The 15,936-nt window shown below is 47.6% G+C and carries 18 protein-coding genes and 1 other RNA gene; 7 read left to right on the top strand and 12 right to left on the bottom strand.

What is annotated here, in order from left to right; genetic code table 11:
* Nucleotides 1–146 precede the first annotated feature (146 nt).
* The 4 genes from secG to ssrA all read left to right on the top strand — a co-directional run bounded on the left by secG (nt 147) and on the right by ssrA (nt 4,242).
* Entirely contained in the window at nt 147–389 is a 243-nt protein-coding gene (secG, locus tag AC3WJN_RS18950; RefSeq protein ID WP_003843341.1) for a preprotein translocase subunit SecG, read from the top strand.
* Between the two features lie 143 nt (nt 390–532).
* Entirely contained in the window at nt 533–3,037 is a 2,505-nt protein-coding gene (gene rnr, locus AC3WJN_RS18945) for a ribonuclease R (RefSeq protein ID WP_007782231.1), read from the top strand.
* Nucleotides 3,038–3,243: 206 nt separating this feature from the next.
* The gene (smpB, locus tag AC3WJN_RS18940; RefSeq protein ID WP_005826964.1) at nt 3,244–3,717 is read left to right on the top strand and encodes an SsrA-binding protein SmpB; all 474 of its coding nucleotides are present in this window, start codon (nt 3,244–3,246) and stop codon (nt 3,715–3,717) included.
* A gap of 168 nt (nt 3,718–3,885) precedes the next feature.
* Nucleotides 3,886–4,242: a transfer-messenger RNA gene (gene ssrA / locus AC3WJN_RS18935) on the top strand.
* Nucleotides 4,243–4,405: 163 nt separating this feature from the next.
* On the opposite strand, the gene AC3WJN_RS18930 is transcribed toward ssrA, so the two are convergent.
* Both AC3WJN_RS18930 and AC3WJN_RS18925 read right to left on the bottom strand, forming a co-directional pair.
* A complete protein-coding gene (locus AC3WJN_RS18930; protein ID WP_007779015.1) occupies nt 4,406–6,013 on the bottom strand; it encodes a recombinase family protein in 1,608 nt (535 codons plus the stop codon).
* Nucleotides 6,014–6,118: 105 nt separating this feature from the next.
* A complete protein-coding gene (locus AC3WJN_RS18925; RefSeq protein WP_007779018.1) occupies nt 6,119–6,970 on the bottom strand; it encodes a recombinase family protein in 852 nt (283 codons plus the stop codon).
* Nucleotides 6,971–7,471: 501 nt separating this feature from the next.
* Here AC3WJN_RS18925 and AC3WJN_RS18920 point away from each other — a divergent pair.
* Nucleotides 7,472–8,592, top strand: a protein-coding gene (locus AC3WJN_RS18920; RefSeq protein ID WP_197186389.1) for an IS3 family transposase whose coding sequence is annotated in 2 segments (ribosomal slippage) — nt 7,472–7,721 and nt 7,721–8,592 — 1,122 coding nt in all. Because the reading frame shifts where the segments join, the coding sequence is not laid out codon by codon here.
* Nucleotide 8,593: 1 nt separating this feature from the next.
* Here AC3WJN_RS18920 and AC3WJN_RS18915 read toward each other — a convergent pair.
* The 10 genes from AC3WJN_RS18915 to AC3WJN_RS18870 form a co-directional block, all read right to left on the bottom strand.
* Nucleotides 8,594–9,232 carry a hypothetical protein gene (locus AC3WJN_RS18915; RefSeq protein ID WP_007779026.1) on the bottom strand — a complete coding sequence of 213 codons (639 nt, stop codon included), beginning with the start codon at nt 9,230–9,232 and terminating at the stop codon, nt 8,594–8,596.
* Nucleotides 9,229–10,143 carry a hypothetical protein gene (locus tag AC3WJN_RS18910; RefSeq protein WP_007779028.1) on the bottom strand — a complete coding sequence of 305 codons (915 nt, stop codon included), beginning with the start codon at nt 10,141–10,143 and terminating at the stop codon, nt 9,229–9,231. The genes AC3WJN_RS18915 and AC3WJN_RS18910 overlap by 4 nt, the downstream gene beginning before the upstream one ends.
* Nucleotides 10,144–10,288: 145 nt before the next feature.
* The gene (locus AC3WJN_RS18905) at nt 10,289–10,897 is read right to left on the bottom strand and encodes a JAB domain-containing protein (protein ID WP_007779030.1); all 609 of its coding nucleotides are present in this window, start codon (nt 10,895–10,897) and stop codon (nt 10,289–10,291) included.
* A 19-nt stretch (nt 10,898–10,916) separates the two neighbouring features.
* On the bottom strand, nt 10,917–11,531 hold the full coding sequence (gene radC, locus AC3WJN_RS18900; protein ID WP_007779032.1) for a RadC family protein: 615 nt from the start codon (nt 11,529–11,531) through the stop codon (nt 10,917–10,919).
* Nucleotides 11,532–11,636: 105 nt separating this feature from the next.
* Nucleotides 11,637–11,825: a hypothetical protein gene (locus AC3WJN_RS18895; protein ID WP_007779035.1), complete on the bottom strand. Its 189-nt coding sequence runs from the start codon at nt 11,823–11,825 to the stop codon at nt 11,637–11,639.
* Between the two features lie 56 nt (nt 11,826–11,881).
* Nucleotides 11,882–12,109 (bottom strand): hypothetical protein, encoded by a 228-nt coding sequence (locus tag AC3WJN_RS18890; RefSeq protein WP_007779038.1) that lies wholly within the window; start codon nt 12,107–12,109, stop codon nt 11,882–11,884.
* Nucleotides 12,078–12,320 (bottom strand): hypothetical protein, encoded by a 243-nt coding sequence (locus tag AC3WJN_RS18885; protein WP_007779040.1) that lies wholly within the window; start codon nt 12,318–12,320, stop codon nt 12,078–12,080. Before AC3WJN_RS18885 ends, AC3WJN_RS18890 begins: the two co-directional genes overlap by 32 nt.
* Before the next feature lie 181 nt (nt 12,321–12,501).
* On the bottom strand, nt 12,502–12,627 hold the full coding sequence (locus tag AC3WJN_RS18880) for an antirestriction protein ArdA (protein ID WP_237716589.1): 126 nt from the start codon (nt 12,625–12,627) through the stop codon (nt 12,502–12,504).
* Between the two features lie 41 nt (nt 12,628–12,668).
* The gene (locus AC3WJN_RS18875; RefSeq protein ID WP_081494681.1) at nt 12,669–12,755 is read right to left on the bottom strand and encodes an antirestriction protein ArdA; all 87 of its coding nucleotides are present in this window, start codon (nt 12,753–12,755) and stop codon (nt 12,669–12,671) included.
* Between the two features lie 341 nt (nt 12,756–13,096).
* On the bottom strand, nt 13,097–13,441 hold the full coding sequence (locus AC3WJN_RS18870; RefSeq protein WP_007779043.1) for a helix-turn-helix domain-containing protein: 345 nt from the start codon (nt 13,439–13,441) through the stop codon (nt 13,097–13,099).
* Between the two features lie 130 nt (nt 13,442–13,571).
* Here AC3WJN_RS18870 and AC3WJN_RS18865 point away from each other — a divergent pair, with 130 nt between their 5' ends.
* Entirely contained in the window at nt 13,572–14,462 is an 891-nt protein-coding gene (locus AC3WJN_RS18865) for an ankyrin repeat domain-containing protein (RefSeq protein ID WP_007779045.1), read from the top strand.
* Between the two features lie 437 nt (nt 14,463–14,899).
* Nucleotides 14,900–15,877, top strand: coding sequence for a flagellin (locus AC3WJN_RS18860; RefSeq protein ID WP_007779049.1), 978 nt, complete (start codon nt 14,900–14,902; stop codon nt 15,875–15,877).
* The last annotated feature ends 59 nt before the right edge of the window (nt 15,878–15,936 follow it).

Below are 15,936 nucleotides of genomic sequence, written 5' to 3'. Positions count from 1 at the left end.
GTGCGTAAAACAGGCAAATATTATTTCATGGTAGTTTGGTTTATATATAATGGAAGGGATAGCGGGTTGCTGTTACCTGACAAGTATGATAAAGTGTTTATATTGGTTTTTTACCGCCTTGGAAATCCGTTTTGAGGTGAATGAAGATGGCATTGGCTGCGAAAATTTTACTTGTGATCGCAAGTATTGGCTTAATTATCGTCGTGTTGCTGCAATCTGGAAAAAGTGCCGGCCTTTCGGGAGCGATTGGTGGCGGTGCAGAGCAACTGATGGGCAAGCAAAAAGCCCGTGGGATTGACGCACTTTTAGGGAAACTGACCGTTGTGTTTGCGGTTGCTTTCATGATTTTTGCGATTTTGCTCGGATATTTCTTGAAAACAGGAGCGTAATAGACGAATAGCCGAAAGACAGCGAGTGCGACTTGCTGTCTTTTTCGCTATTCCGATTGCGATGTAGATGAACGGTGAATACTACATAGTAATGGATAAATGGAGGAGCGCGGTAGAGCCACGCGAAAAAAGGAGGTTTGTGAATGACAGATCAAGAAAAGATACTCGCGTTCATGCGGGAGCAAGCTTATCACCCTATGACGGTGAAGGAGCTGGAGGAAGCGTTTGAGCTCAAGGACTCGGCTTCCTTCAAGGAGCTGGTGAAAACGCTGAACGCACTGGAAGCGAGCGGCGAGGTAATTCGCACGCGTGCGAACCGATACGGCGTGCCGGAAAAAATGAACCTGGTGCGCGGGCGTCTGCAAAGCCATCCAAAAGGCTTCGGATTTATTATTCCGGAAACGCCTGACATGGAAGATATATACGTCCACGCCAACGACATGAATGGAGCGATTCACGGCGACACCGTGCTCGTGCGTGTCGAGAAGGAAGCGGGCGGCAATCGCCTGGAAGGGCGAATTATTCGCGTCGTCGAACGGGGCATGACCCAGGTTGTGGGGACGTTCAAGGATGAGACGTACTACGCGTTTGTGATTCCGGATGAGAAACGGATCGGCAAAGATATTTTTATCCCGAAAAACGCATATAACGGAGCGGTAGACGGCCACAAGGTCGTCGCCAACATCGTCCGCTACCCGGAAGGACGGGTCAATCCCGAGGGAGAGATCGTAGAAATTCTGGGGCATAAAAACGATCCGGGTGTGGACATTTTGTCCATTATCCGCAAGTTCAACCTGCCGGAAGCATTTCCGGAGGATGTGCTGGCCGAGGCAGAAGCGGCGCCGGACGAGATTTCGGAAGAGGAGATCAAGGGACGCCGCGACCTGCGCGACCGGATGATGGTCACCATCGACGGAGCAGACGCCAAGGACCTGGACGACGCCGTTTCGCTCGAAGTGCTGGAAAACGGCAATGTCAGGCTCGGTGTGCATATTGCCGACGTCAGCTATTACGTCCGCGAAAAATCGGCTCTGGATAACGAAGCGTATCGCCGGGGCACGAGCGTCTATCTGGTCGACCGCGTCATCCCGATGCTGCCGCACCGTTTGTCCAACGGGATATGCAGTCTGAATCCAAAGGTAGACCGACTGACGATCTCCTGCGACATGGAGATGGACCAAAACGCGCAACTCGTGAAGTACGATATTTTTCTCAGCGTGATTCGCACGAACGAACGCATGACGTATGCCGATGTGCGCAGCATCCTGGAAGACAAGGACGAAGCCTTGATCGAGAAGTACAGCGAGCTCGTCCCGATGTTCCAGGAGATGGAGAAGCTGGCGTTGAAGTTGCGTTCCAAACGGATGCAGCGCGGCGCAATCGACTTCGATTTCCGCGAAGCGAAAATTTACGTCAACGATGAGGGCACCCCGACAGACATCGGGTTCCGCACGCGCTCCATCGCGGAGCAGATCATTGAGGAATTTATGCTGGCGGCCAACGAAACAGTGGCCGAGCATTTCCACTGGATGAAGCAGCCGTTTATGTACCGGATTCACGAAGACCCGAACGCCGAAAAGCTGATGGCCTTCATGGAGTTCATCACCAACTTCGGCTACTCGATCCGCGGCAAGGGCAACTCTGTCCACCCGCGCGCCCTGCAGCAGCTTTTGGAAGAGGTAAAAGGCACGCCGGAAGAGATTATCATCAGCACGGTCATGCTACGTTCCATGAAGCAAGCGCGCTACGACGCGGAAAGTCTGGGTCACTACGGCTTGTCCACCGAGTTTTACACGCACTTTACGTCGCCGATTCGCCGCTACCCCGACCTCATCGTCCACCGCCGCATTCGCGAGTGGATCGAGCAGGGCAACAACCTGTCGGAGAAGCGCCTGGCGTACTGGGCCGAGCAGATGCCGATTATCGCCGAGCACGCCTCCCAGCGCGAGCGGCTGGCGGTAGATGCCGAGCGCGAGACAGACGACCTGAAAAAAGCCGAGTTCATGAAGGAACGCGTCGGAGAGGAGTTCGAGGGCGTCATTTCCAGTGTGACCTCGTTCGGGCTGTTTGTGGAGCTGCCCAACACGATCGAGGGCCTGGTGCATATCAGCTTCCTGACCGACGACTACTATCATTACCACGAAAAAATGTACGCGCTGGTAGGCGAGCGGACGGGCAAGCAGTACCGCATCGGGGATGTAGTGCAGGTCCGCGTGGCGAACGTCAACGTGGATGAGCGCACCATCGACTTCGAGATCGTCGGCATGACCAAGGCAGCCGGATTCCGCGGCAGCCGCGAGCGCACGCCGCGCGTCATCGACGGCCGGGGCACAGGTCGCAAGCCGACTCGCGGCAAGCAGGATCGCTCCCGCGGTGGCCGTCCCGAGCGGCCAGATCGCCAAAAGGCCAAAAAGCACCCGGCGGAAATCCGCCAGAAGTACAAGGATCGCCGCAAAGGCGAAGGGAGCAAAGCTTCGCGCGGCCCAGCTTCCGGTCCAGCAACTGGAAACAAAGACGTCCTGCCGATTGGGCAGGGTGGAGAAGAGGCCCAAGGAGAGCAGCAGAAGGGCTTCTGGGAAGATTTTGTCCGCTCCAAAAAGAAAAGCCGCAAGAATGTAGTCAGCCAGGCGAAACGGAAGCGGCGTTAATTAAACGGTTGTGTAAGGGGGCTTTCCGTACAGGGGAGGCCCTGGCAAGCAGGCAGGGACGAGCTTGAACAGGGAGACTGTTTCCTGTTTGCGATCGGGCAGATGCGGCAAACGCGGCAGTTACCCGGCAAATGTCTTGCCACAGCGGGCAAAATTTGCTAGACTAACTGTTACGAAACGCAGTACGTACAAGCGAGGTGATCTCCATGTCAAAAGATAAAGCCGGAACCAAGACAGTCGCCCAAAACCGAAAAGCGCGCCACGATTACCACATCGAGCAAGTATTCGAAGCAGGGATTGCCCTGACCGGTACGGAGATCAAGTCGGTGCGTGCCGCGCGTGTCCAGCTTAAGGACAGCTTCGCTCGCGTACAAAACGGCGAGCTGCTTCTGTACAACGTGCACATCAGCCCGTACGAGCAGGGCAACCGTTTCAACCACGAGCCGGAGCGTACCCGCAAGCTGTTGATGAGACGGCTGGAAATCCTCAAGCTGAACGGCCTGATTCGCGAAAGAGGCTACTCGCTGGTCCCGCTGAGCATTTATTTGAAAGGCGGCTGGGCCAAAGTCGAGCTCGCACTCGTCAAAGGGAAGAAGAACTACGACAAGCGCGAAGACCTCAAGAAAAAGGACGCTGCCCGCGAAGTCGAGCGCGCCCTGCGCGAACGCCAAAAGGCCTGAGCGCTGCCTAACTGGTTTGCTTTGGCAGGCCTGGCAGCAATCGACGTTGAGTTTTGCCTGCCGCTTGTGCTATATTAAATAGGCAGCAAGCAATACACCATTTTGTACACAACAGTCTAGGTGCGGATCAATGGCTCTTCACCTAGGCTTTTTCTCACCTTATACCATGGGGGCGTTCTGGATTCGACGGGGATGGTAGAGCATGAGAAGCGAGCCGGGGGGTTGCGGACCTCGTCACCAACGCAAACGCCATTAACTGGCAACAAACAACTTTCTCTCGCTGCTTAATAACCAGTGAGGCTCTCCCACTGCATCGGCCCGTGTGCCGTGGATAGGGCTCAACTTTAACGGGCTACGCCGGAGGCTTCCGCCTGGAGCCAAAGGAAGAAGACCAATCAGGCTAGGTGCCAGGTCAGCGCGTCACTCCGCGAATCTGTCACCGAAACTCTAAACGAGTGACTGCGCTCGGAGATGCTCATGTATCGCTGTTTTCGGACGGGGGTTCGAATCCCCCCGCCTCCACCATACATATGCGAGGATACCACCTGATGAGGGTGTTTTTTTTGTGTTTTTGGTATCCTCGCTATACAGGACGGTTTCAGCATTGCTGATATGACTGCGTTTATGAGCGGCATGCCAATGTATAGCGAGGAACCTCGTGTTCTATTCGAGTCGGTTAGCGCAATGGTTACGACGTGTATTCAGCTACGACGGTCTTTTCATACAGTATGGCATCGCCTGATTTGAACTGCATGACGATGTGGATCACCTTGGTTTCTCGCTGAATGAAAACCCTGCTGACGTATTTGGCGACCAGTTGATGGATGCTCTCAGGATTGGATACTTCGCTGTCCAACAGAGCAATCAGCGTCTGTACATCGTATTTTACGGAGTCGATGTATTGCTCTGGGAGAGCGAAGGACTGCACAGAACCGGAAAGAGCGGTGTACTCATTCTGTTTGTCTGCTAGCTCCTGTTTCATCTCACTGATCATGTCAGCGTAGTATGGCTTGCCTCTTCCAGATTGGATATCCTGTTCCATCGTCTCGATACGCTTCTGCAAAAAGCTGATCTCTGTTTCGAGTGAGGATATCTGCATGTAGACATGTTTGTGTTGATCTTCGTGGTATCGTCTGATTTCTTCCTCCAGATGATTGTCTTCAAGCGACAGGCGGAGGAGAGCATTTCTCAGCTTGGCTGATACAATCTCCTCGACACGCTCTTTTCTCCATCCGACATAACTGCAATACTCCTTCCCGTGCCGTTGATAACCTCCGCATGTGTAGTATCGTTGTCCACCTCCTTTTTGCCGTGAAGAATTGGAGTTGCCGACCATCTTGCTTCCGCATCTGTCACAGTACATGATGCCGCGCAACCAGAAAGGGGAGTGTGGTTTGATCTGAAATGGATTATGAGCCTGCCCACCGCCATTGTGGCGTTTCTTCGCCAGCTCTTGGCATCTGTCAAACAGTTCTTTGGTGATGATCGAAGGATGGGCATTCTCCGTGATGATCCACTCAGAGCGATCCTTCCACTTCTTGCCCTTTGTCTGGTAGTCTTGCTTGTTCCATACTCTGCGTCCGATATAGGATTCATTGAAGATGATTGCGCGGATGGTGCTTGCTGACCATTTGCCGCCTTTCAGCGTTGGCACGCCTTTTTGGTTGAGCAGGGTAGCGATTGCTTTGTAACCCAGACCCTCATGAGCGTACTGATTGAAAATCCATCTGACGGTATCTACTTCCTCTCGGGGGCCGAGTACCCAAACTGATTTCGTTTTGTTGGCTCCAAGGGCGATGTGTTCTGTACGATAGCCATATGGGGCATTGCCGCCGTTGCTGTAGCCTAGCTTGGCGTTCTGGGACATGCCTTTTTTCACTTCAGCGGCGAGGTTGACGTTGTAGAACTCTGAAATGACCTCTAGCATGCCTTCGAGTAACATGCCATGTGGAGTCTCTGGATCGGTCTGTTCCGTTGCGGATATGACTTTTACTCCATGTTTTTGCAGTAATGCCTTGTAGATGATGTGATCTTCACGTTTGCGTGAGAAACGATCAAACTTATGGACGACGATGGCATCGAAATGACGATTCGGACGTTTCGCCATCGCAATCATCTTCTGGAACTCAGGGCGCTCATCTGTCTTCGCTGATTTGCCTTTTTCGAGATATTCACCGACGACCAGCCAACCTTTCTCTTGGCAGAATTTGTGGATCGCCTTCAGTTGAGCGGGGATGGACAACTCTTTTTCCGCTTGATGATCGGAGGATACGCGAGCGTAGATGACAACTTTCATGTGGATACATCTCCTTTGGGTTTTGGTGTAAGTGTTGAAAAACAAAAAAGGCAGGTATGCCCGATATGAGCGATACCTGCCTCTTGAAAACGAGTGATGATGAAGCTATTTACTTTTCTTGCGCAGTTGCAATTCTGAATGCGCGGCGTCCCATTGTTGTTGGCTGACGATGGGAGGATGACTGCCGGGAGTGACGATCCATTCGTCTGCATCCTTAAACTGCGTCATGCCTTTGGTTCGCTTGTTCCAGATGCGATGTCCAAGATACACCTGATTGTCAAGGATGGAGAGGACGGTCGATGGACTCCAGCGACGATCAATTGCATGTTGCAGATTGTATTCATTGAGTATCCGTGCAATTTTTTTGCCGCCCATTCCTTCCGCCGCCAACTTGAAGATGAGTTGTACAGCTTCCACTTCATGTCGTTCGCCGGGGATCAGCGTAACATGTCCGTCTACGACGACGGCACGATATCCGTATGGAATGCGTCCTCCGCAGTGAAATCCCCGAGATGCGTTTTCTTTCATTCCCTTCATCGTCTCGTTCTTCAGATTCAGGTTGTAGAATTCAGAGATGACCTCCAGCATGCCTTCCAGCAAAACGCCGTGTGGTGTGTCCGGTTCTGTTTGTTCAGTTACAGAGTATACAAAAATACCCTGCTTCTTGAGCAGGGCTTTGTAGATGATATGATCTTCACGACTGCGGCTGAAACGGTCGAACTTGTGGACGAGAATGGCTTGAAAGTTTTTCTGCGGTTGCTTTGCTTTGGCGATCATTCGCTGGAAAGCTGGTCGATCTGCGGTCTTTGCAGATTTGCTTTCATCGACGAACTCTTCGACGATGCTCCATCCTTTCTGATCTGCGTATCGTTGGATGGCTTCTCTTTGAGCGGGGATGGATAGCTCGCGTTCGGATTGCTGTTTCGATGAGACACGAAGGTACGTAATAACATTCATTGTGGATGCTCCCTTCAATAGAAATAACCGTACTGCGAAAATGTCAGTACGGTGGATGGCGAATCTAGCATTGGTGAAGATATACTAAGAGTCTATGAACCCTTGATAGAACGGTCTCTCTATATGTTAGCTTCTAGTACTATGAATGGGTAGGGAAAACGTAGTAATATCAAGGGTTTGTGCAATTACGGGGTCTTGCACTTAACGTGTGTCTCGATACTTGGAGAAGTCGTACTCTTGTGTTTCTCAAGATGCAGAGAGTGAACCTGTGCTTCATTGATACCAAGGTCTCCTAGTATCGGGTAATAGATGAGTGCCATGTTGTCGATATCCTTGTCATCGGTGTTGCCTGTAAAGCACATGTCAATGGAGTAGCTCTTACATGTCGCTATCTTCATCTTACGTTTGAGGCGCGCCGAGATGGATCGGCTACACTAAGTTGGACAGAAAAAATAAGGGCTTGTAGAATAAACCTATCATGTTAAGGAGCGGATCTCTACAATGCCTAAAAAACAACGTCGCACGTTCACAACCGAGTTTAAAACTCAAATGGTGAAGCTGTATGAAAACGGAAAAACAAGAGCGGCAATTGTGGAGGAATATGACCTCACAGCTTCTGCCCTGGACCGCTGGATCAAGCAAGCACAGACAACCGGTTCTTTCAAGGAAAAGGACAATCGTTCATCAGAAGAAGAGGAATTGATTACTTTGCGAAAAGAAAACCAACGCCTGAAAATGGAGGTCGATATTTTAAAGCAAGCCGCGCTGATCATGGGACGAAAGTAGCTATCATAAAGAATAATCGTGATAAATACTCGGTATCAGCAATGTGCGACGTCCTGCAAATCGCAAGAAGTACGTTCTACTATGAAGCGAAAGAACGAGCAAAGGAAGATGAAGTAACCGAAGCGATTGTGGAGATTTTCCAAAAGAATCGTAAGGCCTACGGGACACGAAAGATCAAAGTTAAGCTCCAGGAACGCGGACTCGTCGTCTCCAGACGACGGATTGGTCGGATCATGAAAGAGCAAGGACTCGTTTCCACCTATACCGTGGCTCAATATAAGCCCCATAAAACCGCTTGTAATGAAGCAACGACGGGAAATGTTCTGGATCGAGAATTCGATCAGGAGGAGGCAAAACGCTTCGTCGTCAGCGATCTAACGTATGTGAAGGTCCAGAACCGATGGCATTACATTTGTGTGTTGGTCGATTTATTCAATCGAGAAATTATTGGGCATAGTGCAGGTCCGAACAAGGACGCTGCACTGATTTCCCGCGCTTTTGCGACGGTACAAGGTGATTTACGCCAAATTCAGTGGTTTCATACTGACCGTGGTAGCGAGTTCAACAATCAAAAGATGGATGAGCTTTTGGAGACGTTTGGAATCGGCCGATCACTAAGTATGAAGGGCTGTCCGTACGACAACGCTGTGGCAGAAGCCACCTACAAGATCATGAAAACAGAGTTTGTGAATCAGATGAACTTCCAGAGTCTTCGTCATCTGGAGCTGGAATTATCCGATTACGTGAACTGGTTTAACAAGCATCGTATTCATGGCACCTTAGGCTATATGACGCCTGTTCAGTATCGCCAAGAAGCCCTTATAAAAATTGTCTGATTTAGTGTTGACAATCCAAGATATCAGAATGACGATCAGAGTCGGTGATAATGAGCCTGTCGCCGCCATCCCTCAGTATCGGTGATTGCTTTGGAACGATATAAAAGTCGCCGCTAACTTCAATTTTCGGGGCCCCCAGTGAAACCATGTCATAGATTTCAATCTTCAATGATTCATCAGATGTGGGCTTCGTAGATTTCGAATATACTGGTTTTTGATCGTATCTGATGTTGCATTCGTAGATTTCCCGGTCGTTCTCGATGATCTCTTTGTTGATGCCGTCCAATACCGATTTCATTACAAGGAGCAAAGGAATCTCATCTGCATATCGAGGAGTGGTTACTGTGATGTCCACTCGGTATTTTCCTTTCGGCAAGGGAAGAAGGATTCCCACTGATTTTGACTTGGCTCTAAGTAGCATAGCCACTTTTTCCTGAAAGGCCATCATAAGAACACTCTGTTGGCGTTGTATTTCCTCATCTTCATCAGGCTCATAGTATGTGTCATGAGGAAGCTCTCGCGGCTCCTCATGGATGCAATAGTAAGAAACTGAATCATAGGTTAAGCGTACTTTCTCGTCGTTCCCAAATGGATTAAATATAGTTGCGATATCTGTGAAGAGTTTACGATGTGTTTTCATATAACGACGCTTCCTTTACCGAGTAATTCAACTAGCTTCTCAACTTGCTTTGCAATTAAAACTTGAGGGCGTAGTATGATGATTTCGTGGTCATTCTTCTGAGGGGTAACCCTTCCAACGTCCCCGACAAAGAATTGTTCACCATCCTTTTTCCGAAATACACATCTTACAGGTTTGAATAGGTCAGCATTGATGAACGATTGAACTGTTTGGAATGTATTGTAGGGTGTGCTTTTTACGTCGTAGCAGAAACGTGTATCAAGCTCTAACTCTCCGTTCTGTGTGATATGCATAATGTCTGGATCAATGCCGCCATAATAACGAAGCCAGTTATATTGATACATGAGAAGGAAGATTTTTAGTTTTCTTTCATCCCATCCAGTCCTTGTTAAAGATTGATCTAACATCTTGTCTGTAATAGCCGATGCAGGAACCAAGATATAGCCGTAATTGTGGTTCTTCATTGAAGTAGGATTCCGTGGGACGTCTTTACAACTGTAGAACGTGTTAAGCTCTGGCAAATAATCTGGAGCAGACATTATCTGCGCTCGGAATCGCGCTTTATCTTTTGTTCTGATATCACGGATAAAGTGATTGGTTTCTAGCCAATCAAGAGACCAATCGATATATGATGAGTATGGAGGAACTTTTAATATTTCGGCGATCTTTTGTTTGCTGGATAAATTCACATTACCGGTCAGACCATTACATGACATACAAAGATACAGATAGACCTTGAATGTAGTGTTATCAAGCTGAGGATGGTCAGGGAAATCAGGGTAAAAATCGCTTATGACTTTCCTCGGGAACATAAAGGGGCGCTCTGAAAGCTTAAAGCAGTTACTTCCCGGGGTGAGGTTCATCTGTACGATTTTTTGATTGAGTTTGTTTAGTTTTCCGATGTATTTCATAATGCCTCCAGATTACATATGAATTTGCCTAAAACTATGTTAAATCAAGAGCGGGGGAAAATGGTATAATAAGATTCTCGCTACCTGACTAAAAGAGAAAAGAGCCAGCGCTTGGAATTGCTGGCTCTCAACGTACACGACAATTCTAAAGCCATCCACGTTCCTTGTAGCTTAAATAATCTGTTTCGGTCACTTCAATTACGTCTAATATGGATATCCCGACAGTATCTCCTACATCAGCAATCTGCTTGGATAAGCTAATCTCCTCCTGAGATGGATGAATATCTCCAGCACTGCGCATGTGTATCAAAATACCGGATGCACACTTATGAATGATCAGATGACGGAATATGGCACGCTGATAGGTAGTAAGGCTCTGCATCGTCTCTTCGGGAACACACTCTGTTGTCGTGATCATGTTCTTGGTATTTAAACCGATCAGGAACGTGTTTCTCTCGCCACAACTCCTAATGCTGTCCCGGCAATACTGGACAACATCTCTGGGGAGGCGAACAGTAAAATGCTGTCGTCTTTGTGGAACAGCAAGCAGATGAGCCAGTTGCAGGGTAGCCCGCAATTGTTTCGTCGCAGTAGCGTTACTGCCTGCGATACGTTGGATATCCTCGTCGGCAAGCGTAGTAAGCGGTTGGGGACGGGAAACCTGCGTCATCAGTGTATCCAAGGCATCAACAAGCTGAGCTTCTTTGAGGATATGTTGATGGAGCGCCTTTCTCGTTAATGGATGCTTTCTCATATTGTCTACCCCCTGTGCGTTATAGATAGCCTTGTTCGGCCAAGGAGAAATATCTCTCGAACCCTATAATTATGTGGTCGACGACCCGAATACCTAGAATCTCTCCAGATTGTTGCAGTCTTTTGGTTATTTCAATATCCTCTCGGGATGGAAAGGAATCGCCAGATGGATGATTATGGACAAAGATCACCGCTTCCGCATTTCTCTTCAATACCGGGCGGAATGCCTCGCGTGGATGGATGATGGCCGCATCCAGTGATCCAATCGCGACCACTTCCGAAAACAAAATGCGCCTCTTGTTATCCAAGCCGATCACGACAAAATACTCTTTGGGTAAATACTGCATCTCTACCTTGAGATGATTAAAAACATCTCTTGCAGACCGGACAACAGATGGACGCGACGTTATTGAGCATATGGTACGTGCCAAATCCAGAGATGATATGAGTTTGTAGGCCTTGACTGGCCCTATGCCCGAAATGGCTGTCAGTTCTTCTTCTGTTGCGTCCAGCAGTTCTTGCAGGGTAGGGAAGCAGGCAAGCAAGTTATGGATGACTCTTCCTTCCGGCTTCTCGTCAATGAGATGTGCCAGAACGGTCGCCAGAGTTGTTTGAGCGGTGCATTTATCTGTCATACATTACCTCCGTGAAATGAAAATAAGGAGGGCGGTAAACCCTCCTTGTGCTGGTAAAGCGATATCCTGTACAATACAATCAGCAAAGTTAATTGGGTGTGATTCCTATCTTGGTTCACATCCTTTTTGTTGTTCTAACTGCTCCAGCTTCATCTCAACGAGCACCAGCTTGACGAGAGTGTTGGCATAAAGCCGCCCCCAAGTGGGACGCATCTGCTTGATACCTCGTAAATGCTTTAACGCCGCCAGCAACCACTTTCTCTTCTCACACAAATCAACATGCTTCTCCATCATCCTCACCTCCTTTCGGGCATAAAAAATGGCCCTTCTGCATCGTTCTGCAAAAGAGCCTATGATTTGATTTTCTTCCTGTTTTTCAAATACCACTGTAACTGCTTGGGATGGTTCTCCTGAAAATACTGAATGACGTATTGTTTGGCAACATCCCTCTCAAGCCTCCAGAAGCGGCTGACGTAAGCGTACAGAACGTGCCCGGCAATGTGAATGTCACCGTTCAGGGCCAAACGATTCAGAAGCACCACCAACTCATCTGATAAGCTCTGTTTGCTCTGTTCCATGCCTCTCAACTCCTTTCTTGCTAACTTCGCGTTCGACCGACCGCAAAACGTCAATCATATCAATCTGGATCTTCAAAGACTTGATGCGACTACGTATCTGCTCAAGATTACGAGCATTGATTGGATGATTGGTGTCACAGTTGCGTAGCATCTTCTCCTGAATGAGCAGATCGGCAAGTTTCAATTCCAGATTTATTAGCAACTCTCTCATAAGTGACTTCACCTCCTTCCATTGCTGGCATACGCCCTTTAGCGGTTTAATGGCAACACAAATAACCCGCTTTGACGCAAGCAGGCACGATATATCAGATTTAATTGGAGAAGAGAAAAGCTTCTTCTTCAGGAGATTATGAGTGAGGACGAATTGCAATCCTTAGTTCATGGTGCATATACTATCCGTCCATCTTCAAATCTCTCGCAATTTGTTCATAATCGATGTAGCTGGCTAGGGATGGGGGAATCGGGCCAAAGTAACATTCATCTACCATATTCGCCGCGACATCGTATAAACTGTTCACATCTAAAGACACACTGTAGTCACCGCTCTCCAACAAACTTACTACCTCATCGGCAGAGTCAGCCACTCGCCAACCAATATCCCTTCGTTGTACTTCGCCAGATTGGCAACATAGATTTTAACTTTCATACAGACTCCCTCCGATTTTGCAAGAATTTGTTTACAACAATAAGCGAAGACAAGCAACAGACTGCAACCCAGCCTTTATTCAAAACGACACTGCTTGATCATCTTTGATTCACCTACTCACTATTTGGGAAGCCTTTCACCTTCCCTGCTCACTGTCACGCTCAATTGAGCAATTAAACAAAAAAAGGACTGCAATCTACTGACGAACAGTAGATCACAGTCCATGTGTAACCGGGTGGGGCATGAAACGGCTGGCACCCCCCTTTAATTTTGTGTTGTGGAACCGGGGAAAAATATATGCAGTTTTTTGCTTGTATAGGCTTTCGGAATCCGGAAGATTTTTACTCCCTGCCGTGTTTCAGGCTGTATTCCAGCGACAGAAGTTCTTGCCCAATATTGTTCAGGGTTTTGCGTCCGGTTTCACTAAGCGTTCGATAAATTCGATTCAAGCTCTCCCAGTCCTCTTCTGTAGGTGAAGTATCATCTCCAAACAGAATAACATCTGTAGGTGTATTTAACAGGATAGAGGCTCTTACCAATAAATCAATACTGGGCAGGCCCAGTCCGTTTTCTATCCGTTTTACATTACCTTCTGAAGTCTGCAAGGCTTCCGCAAACTCAGCGCGGTTACGATATTTCTTTTTCCGTAACTCCTGTATTCGCTTGCCGATTTCAATGGGATTCAATCATTACCACCCCTTTAATGCAAGCCTATCGGAATTGATAGAATGCAATAAGGGTATTCAAAATATCCGTTTTATGGTTATTATTAGTATCGTAGAACTAATTTTTCCCATGATTGGAGTGCTATCAGAAATGTCACTTGGAGAAGAGTTGATTCTTGCCACAAAGGCAAAGGACGAAAACAAAGTTAGAGAGTTGCTCGGTGCTGGAGCAGACCCGAACTATAAAGGGCAGTATGATTACACTGCTCTGAGGTGGGCTGTCATAAAAGAATCGGAGAATATCGTCAAGCTTCTTCTTAACGCAGGTGCCGATCCCAATTCCAAAGACATGATCGGTGATTCAGTTATCAAATCTGCATTTGATAAAAACAATGTCGCTATACTGAGACTACTGATTGAAGCGGGCGTAGATACAAAATCATTGCCTCATTTTCAACAAGAAATACTGAGGAGCCTGGGCCTGCTATCAATCAATAGAAACCGGAAACCGGAGAGCAGTCTTTCTGTCATTTATCAGAGTAGGACAGATGATATGGGGATACATGGTTATCATCAATATGGTTATTACGCGGTGACAGCTACGATGGAAGGTTATTCAGGAATTATTGAGATTTCGTTCAGGGCAGAAAAGTTTTTCAACGAAGGTGCAGGAGAAGGATATTTTGAGGGAATCTCCTATGAGTGGGACAGGCATGGCGCTGTCAAAAAGCTAAGAATTTTTAGCAAGAAGAGACTTTTATCACCGAATGATGAACCTGTCTATTACAGAGGAGATCACTACTTCCCCTATTCAATGCCCGCAGACATCAGGAATCCAAAAGAGTTTTACTGTTACAATCCAAATGGTTACATGGGTAACAGTTCCATCGAGGTACGAGCACTGTTCACGAACATGAAGGAATACTATAAAAAAATCTTCAAGATCAAGCCGAAACAGAATGATCTGTTATCCTTCAATAGCCCTCATGGGGATGATTTGCGGGATGAGGGCATCGGTTATGGATTCAAGATTTATACCTGATTTACGTAGTGACGGAGATATGCAATCGGTATTTGGTTAATTCGATGGACAATGCTTGGGAGAAATGGTCATGCCTAACATTGTCGGAACCATACTGCTAAAGATGCAACGTTGACTAGAAGTCAGAGGTATCATGGTACAACACGATATAGCTCTGATGTTAAAAAAATTAATTATGTAGGGTTACAATTACTCGAAAGATAAGATAAATATAAGTCACATGGGCGGTATTGGGTGAAAACTCCATTGACTGTGGTACTGCGCCAGAAAGCTGTCTTTTATACGAACTTTAGCCCAATGCATGAGTGTAAAAATTATCGGCGCTGATTCTTGAGTGAGAAACCGGGCGACTTCATGGGATGTTCTGTTATCGTGTCGCCGCAGGCGGCAATGATCGGAAGATTCTGGTTCAAGTAGGGGGGCAGAGGGTGTAAGAGATGATAATCAAGTCGAATATACCTGCAATGAACGCGTTGAACAGACTCCAGAAAAACAATAAAAATACAGCCAGTACGCTGGAAAAGTTATCGTCAGGGCTTCGTATCAACAAGTCGGCTGATGATGCCGCAGGATTGGCGATCTCCGAGAAGATGAGGGCGCATATCAGGGGACTGGATCAGGCGCAACGAAACATACAGGACGGTATTTCACTTATTCAAACTGCAGAGGGTGGCCTCGCTGAGATACACAATCCTAATCTACAACGATTGAGAGAGCTTGCAATACAAGCCGCAAATGATACGCTGACAAAAGAAGATAGGCAAAGCATTCAGGAAGAGGTCGAACAGATCAAAAAAGCCATTGATGAAATAGCGAACAATACAGAGTTTAACGGTATCAAGTTATTGAATGTGCCGGATTCCGGCAAGGTCACAAAAACGATTGAGGTCATGAAAACTGTTACCAAAACAGAAACGACATATGTGCCAGAGGTTATCGATCTTTCCAAGGCTACCAGTATTACCATATACGAGAGAAGTACAGGCTTGAATGAACTTACGATTCCGCTCACCTCTTTACCTATGTCCGTGGAATGGAGCCCACCTGATTCACCAACAGAAAAATATCTGTTTGAGATTTACCGGTACGGATTCAAAACGACTGCTTATGGGCCCGTACAAGGTTATACCCCGGGGAACAATATTACTGGTGTAAGGTTAAATGGACTTTCAGGCTATGATGGAATCACTGAAATGTGGGCGAACAAAATTGAGACAACAAATGGTGGTTGGAAATTACCAGATGCACAAGGCGATCACTCGGAACAAGCAATCTTAGGCGATAATCTCGCTGATTATCCCGATAACACTCAGGATTCACATATTGCCATTCGCTTTGAATATATGAGAGCGGTAACGACAACAACTACAGTCACAGTACCAGAGCTTGTCACCATTGAGGAGCCATTCCTGTAATGAAGAAATTTGAGCTTTGAAAGAAAAAAGCGCCTCCTGTATGCTGGGTCTTGGAATGG

It is taken from the genome of Brevibacillus sp. FW306-2-1A-C05A (genome assembly GCF_058781555.1).
Note: the sequence above shows the minus strand (reverse complement) of the source record. Positions and strands in the feature narration are given on the sequence as shown.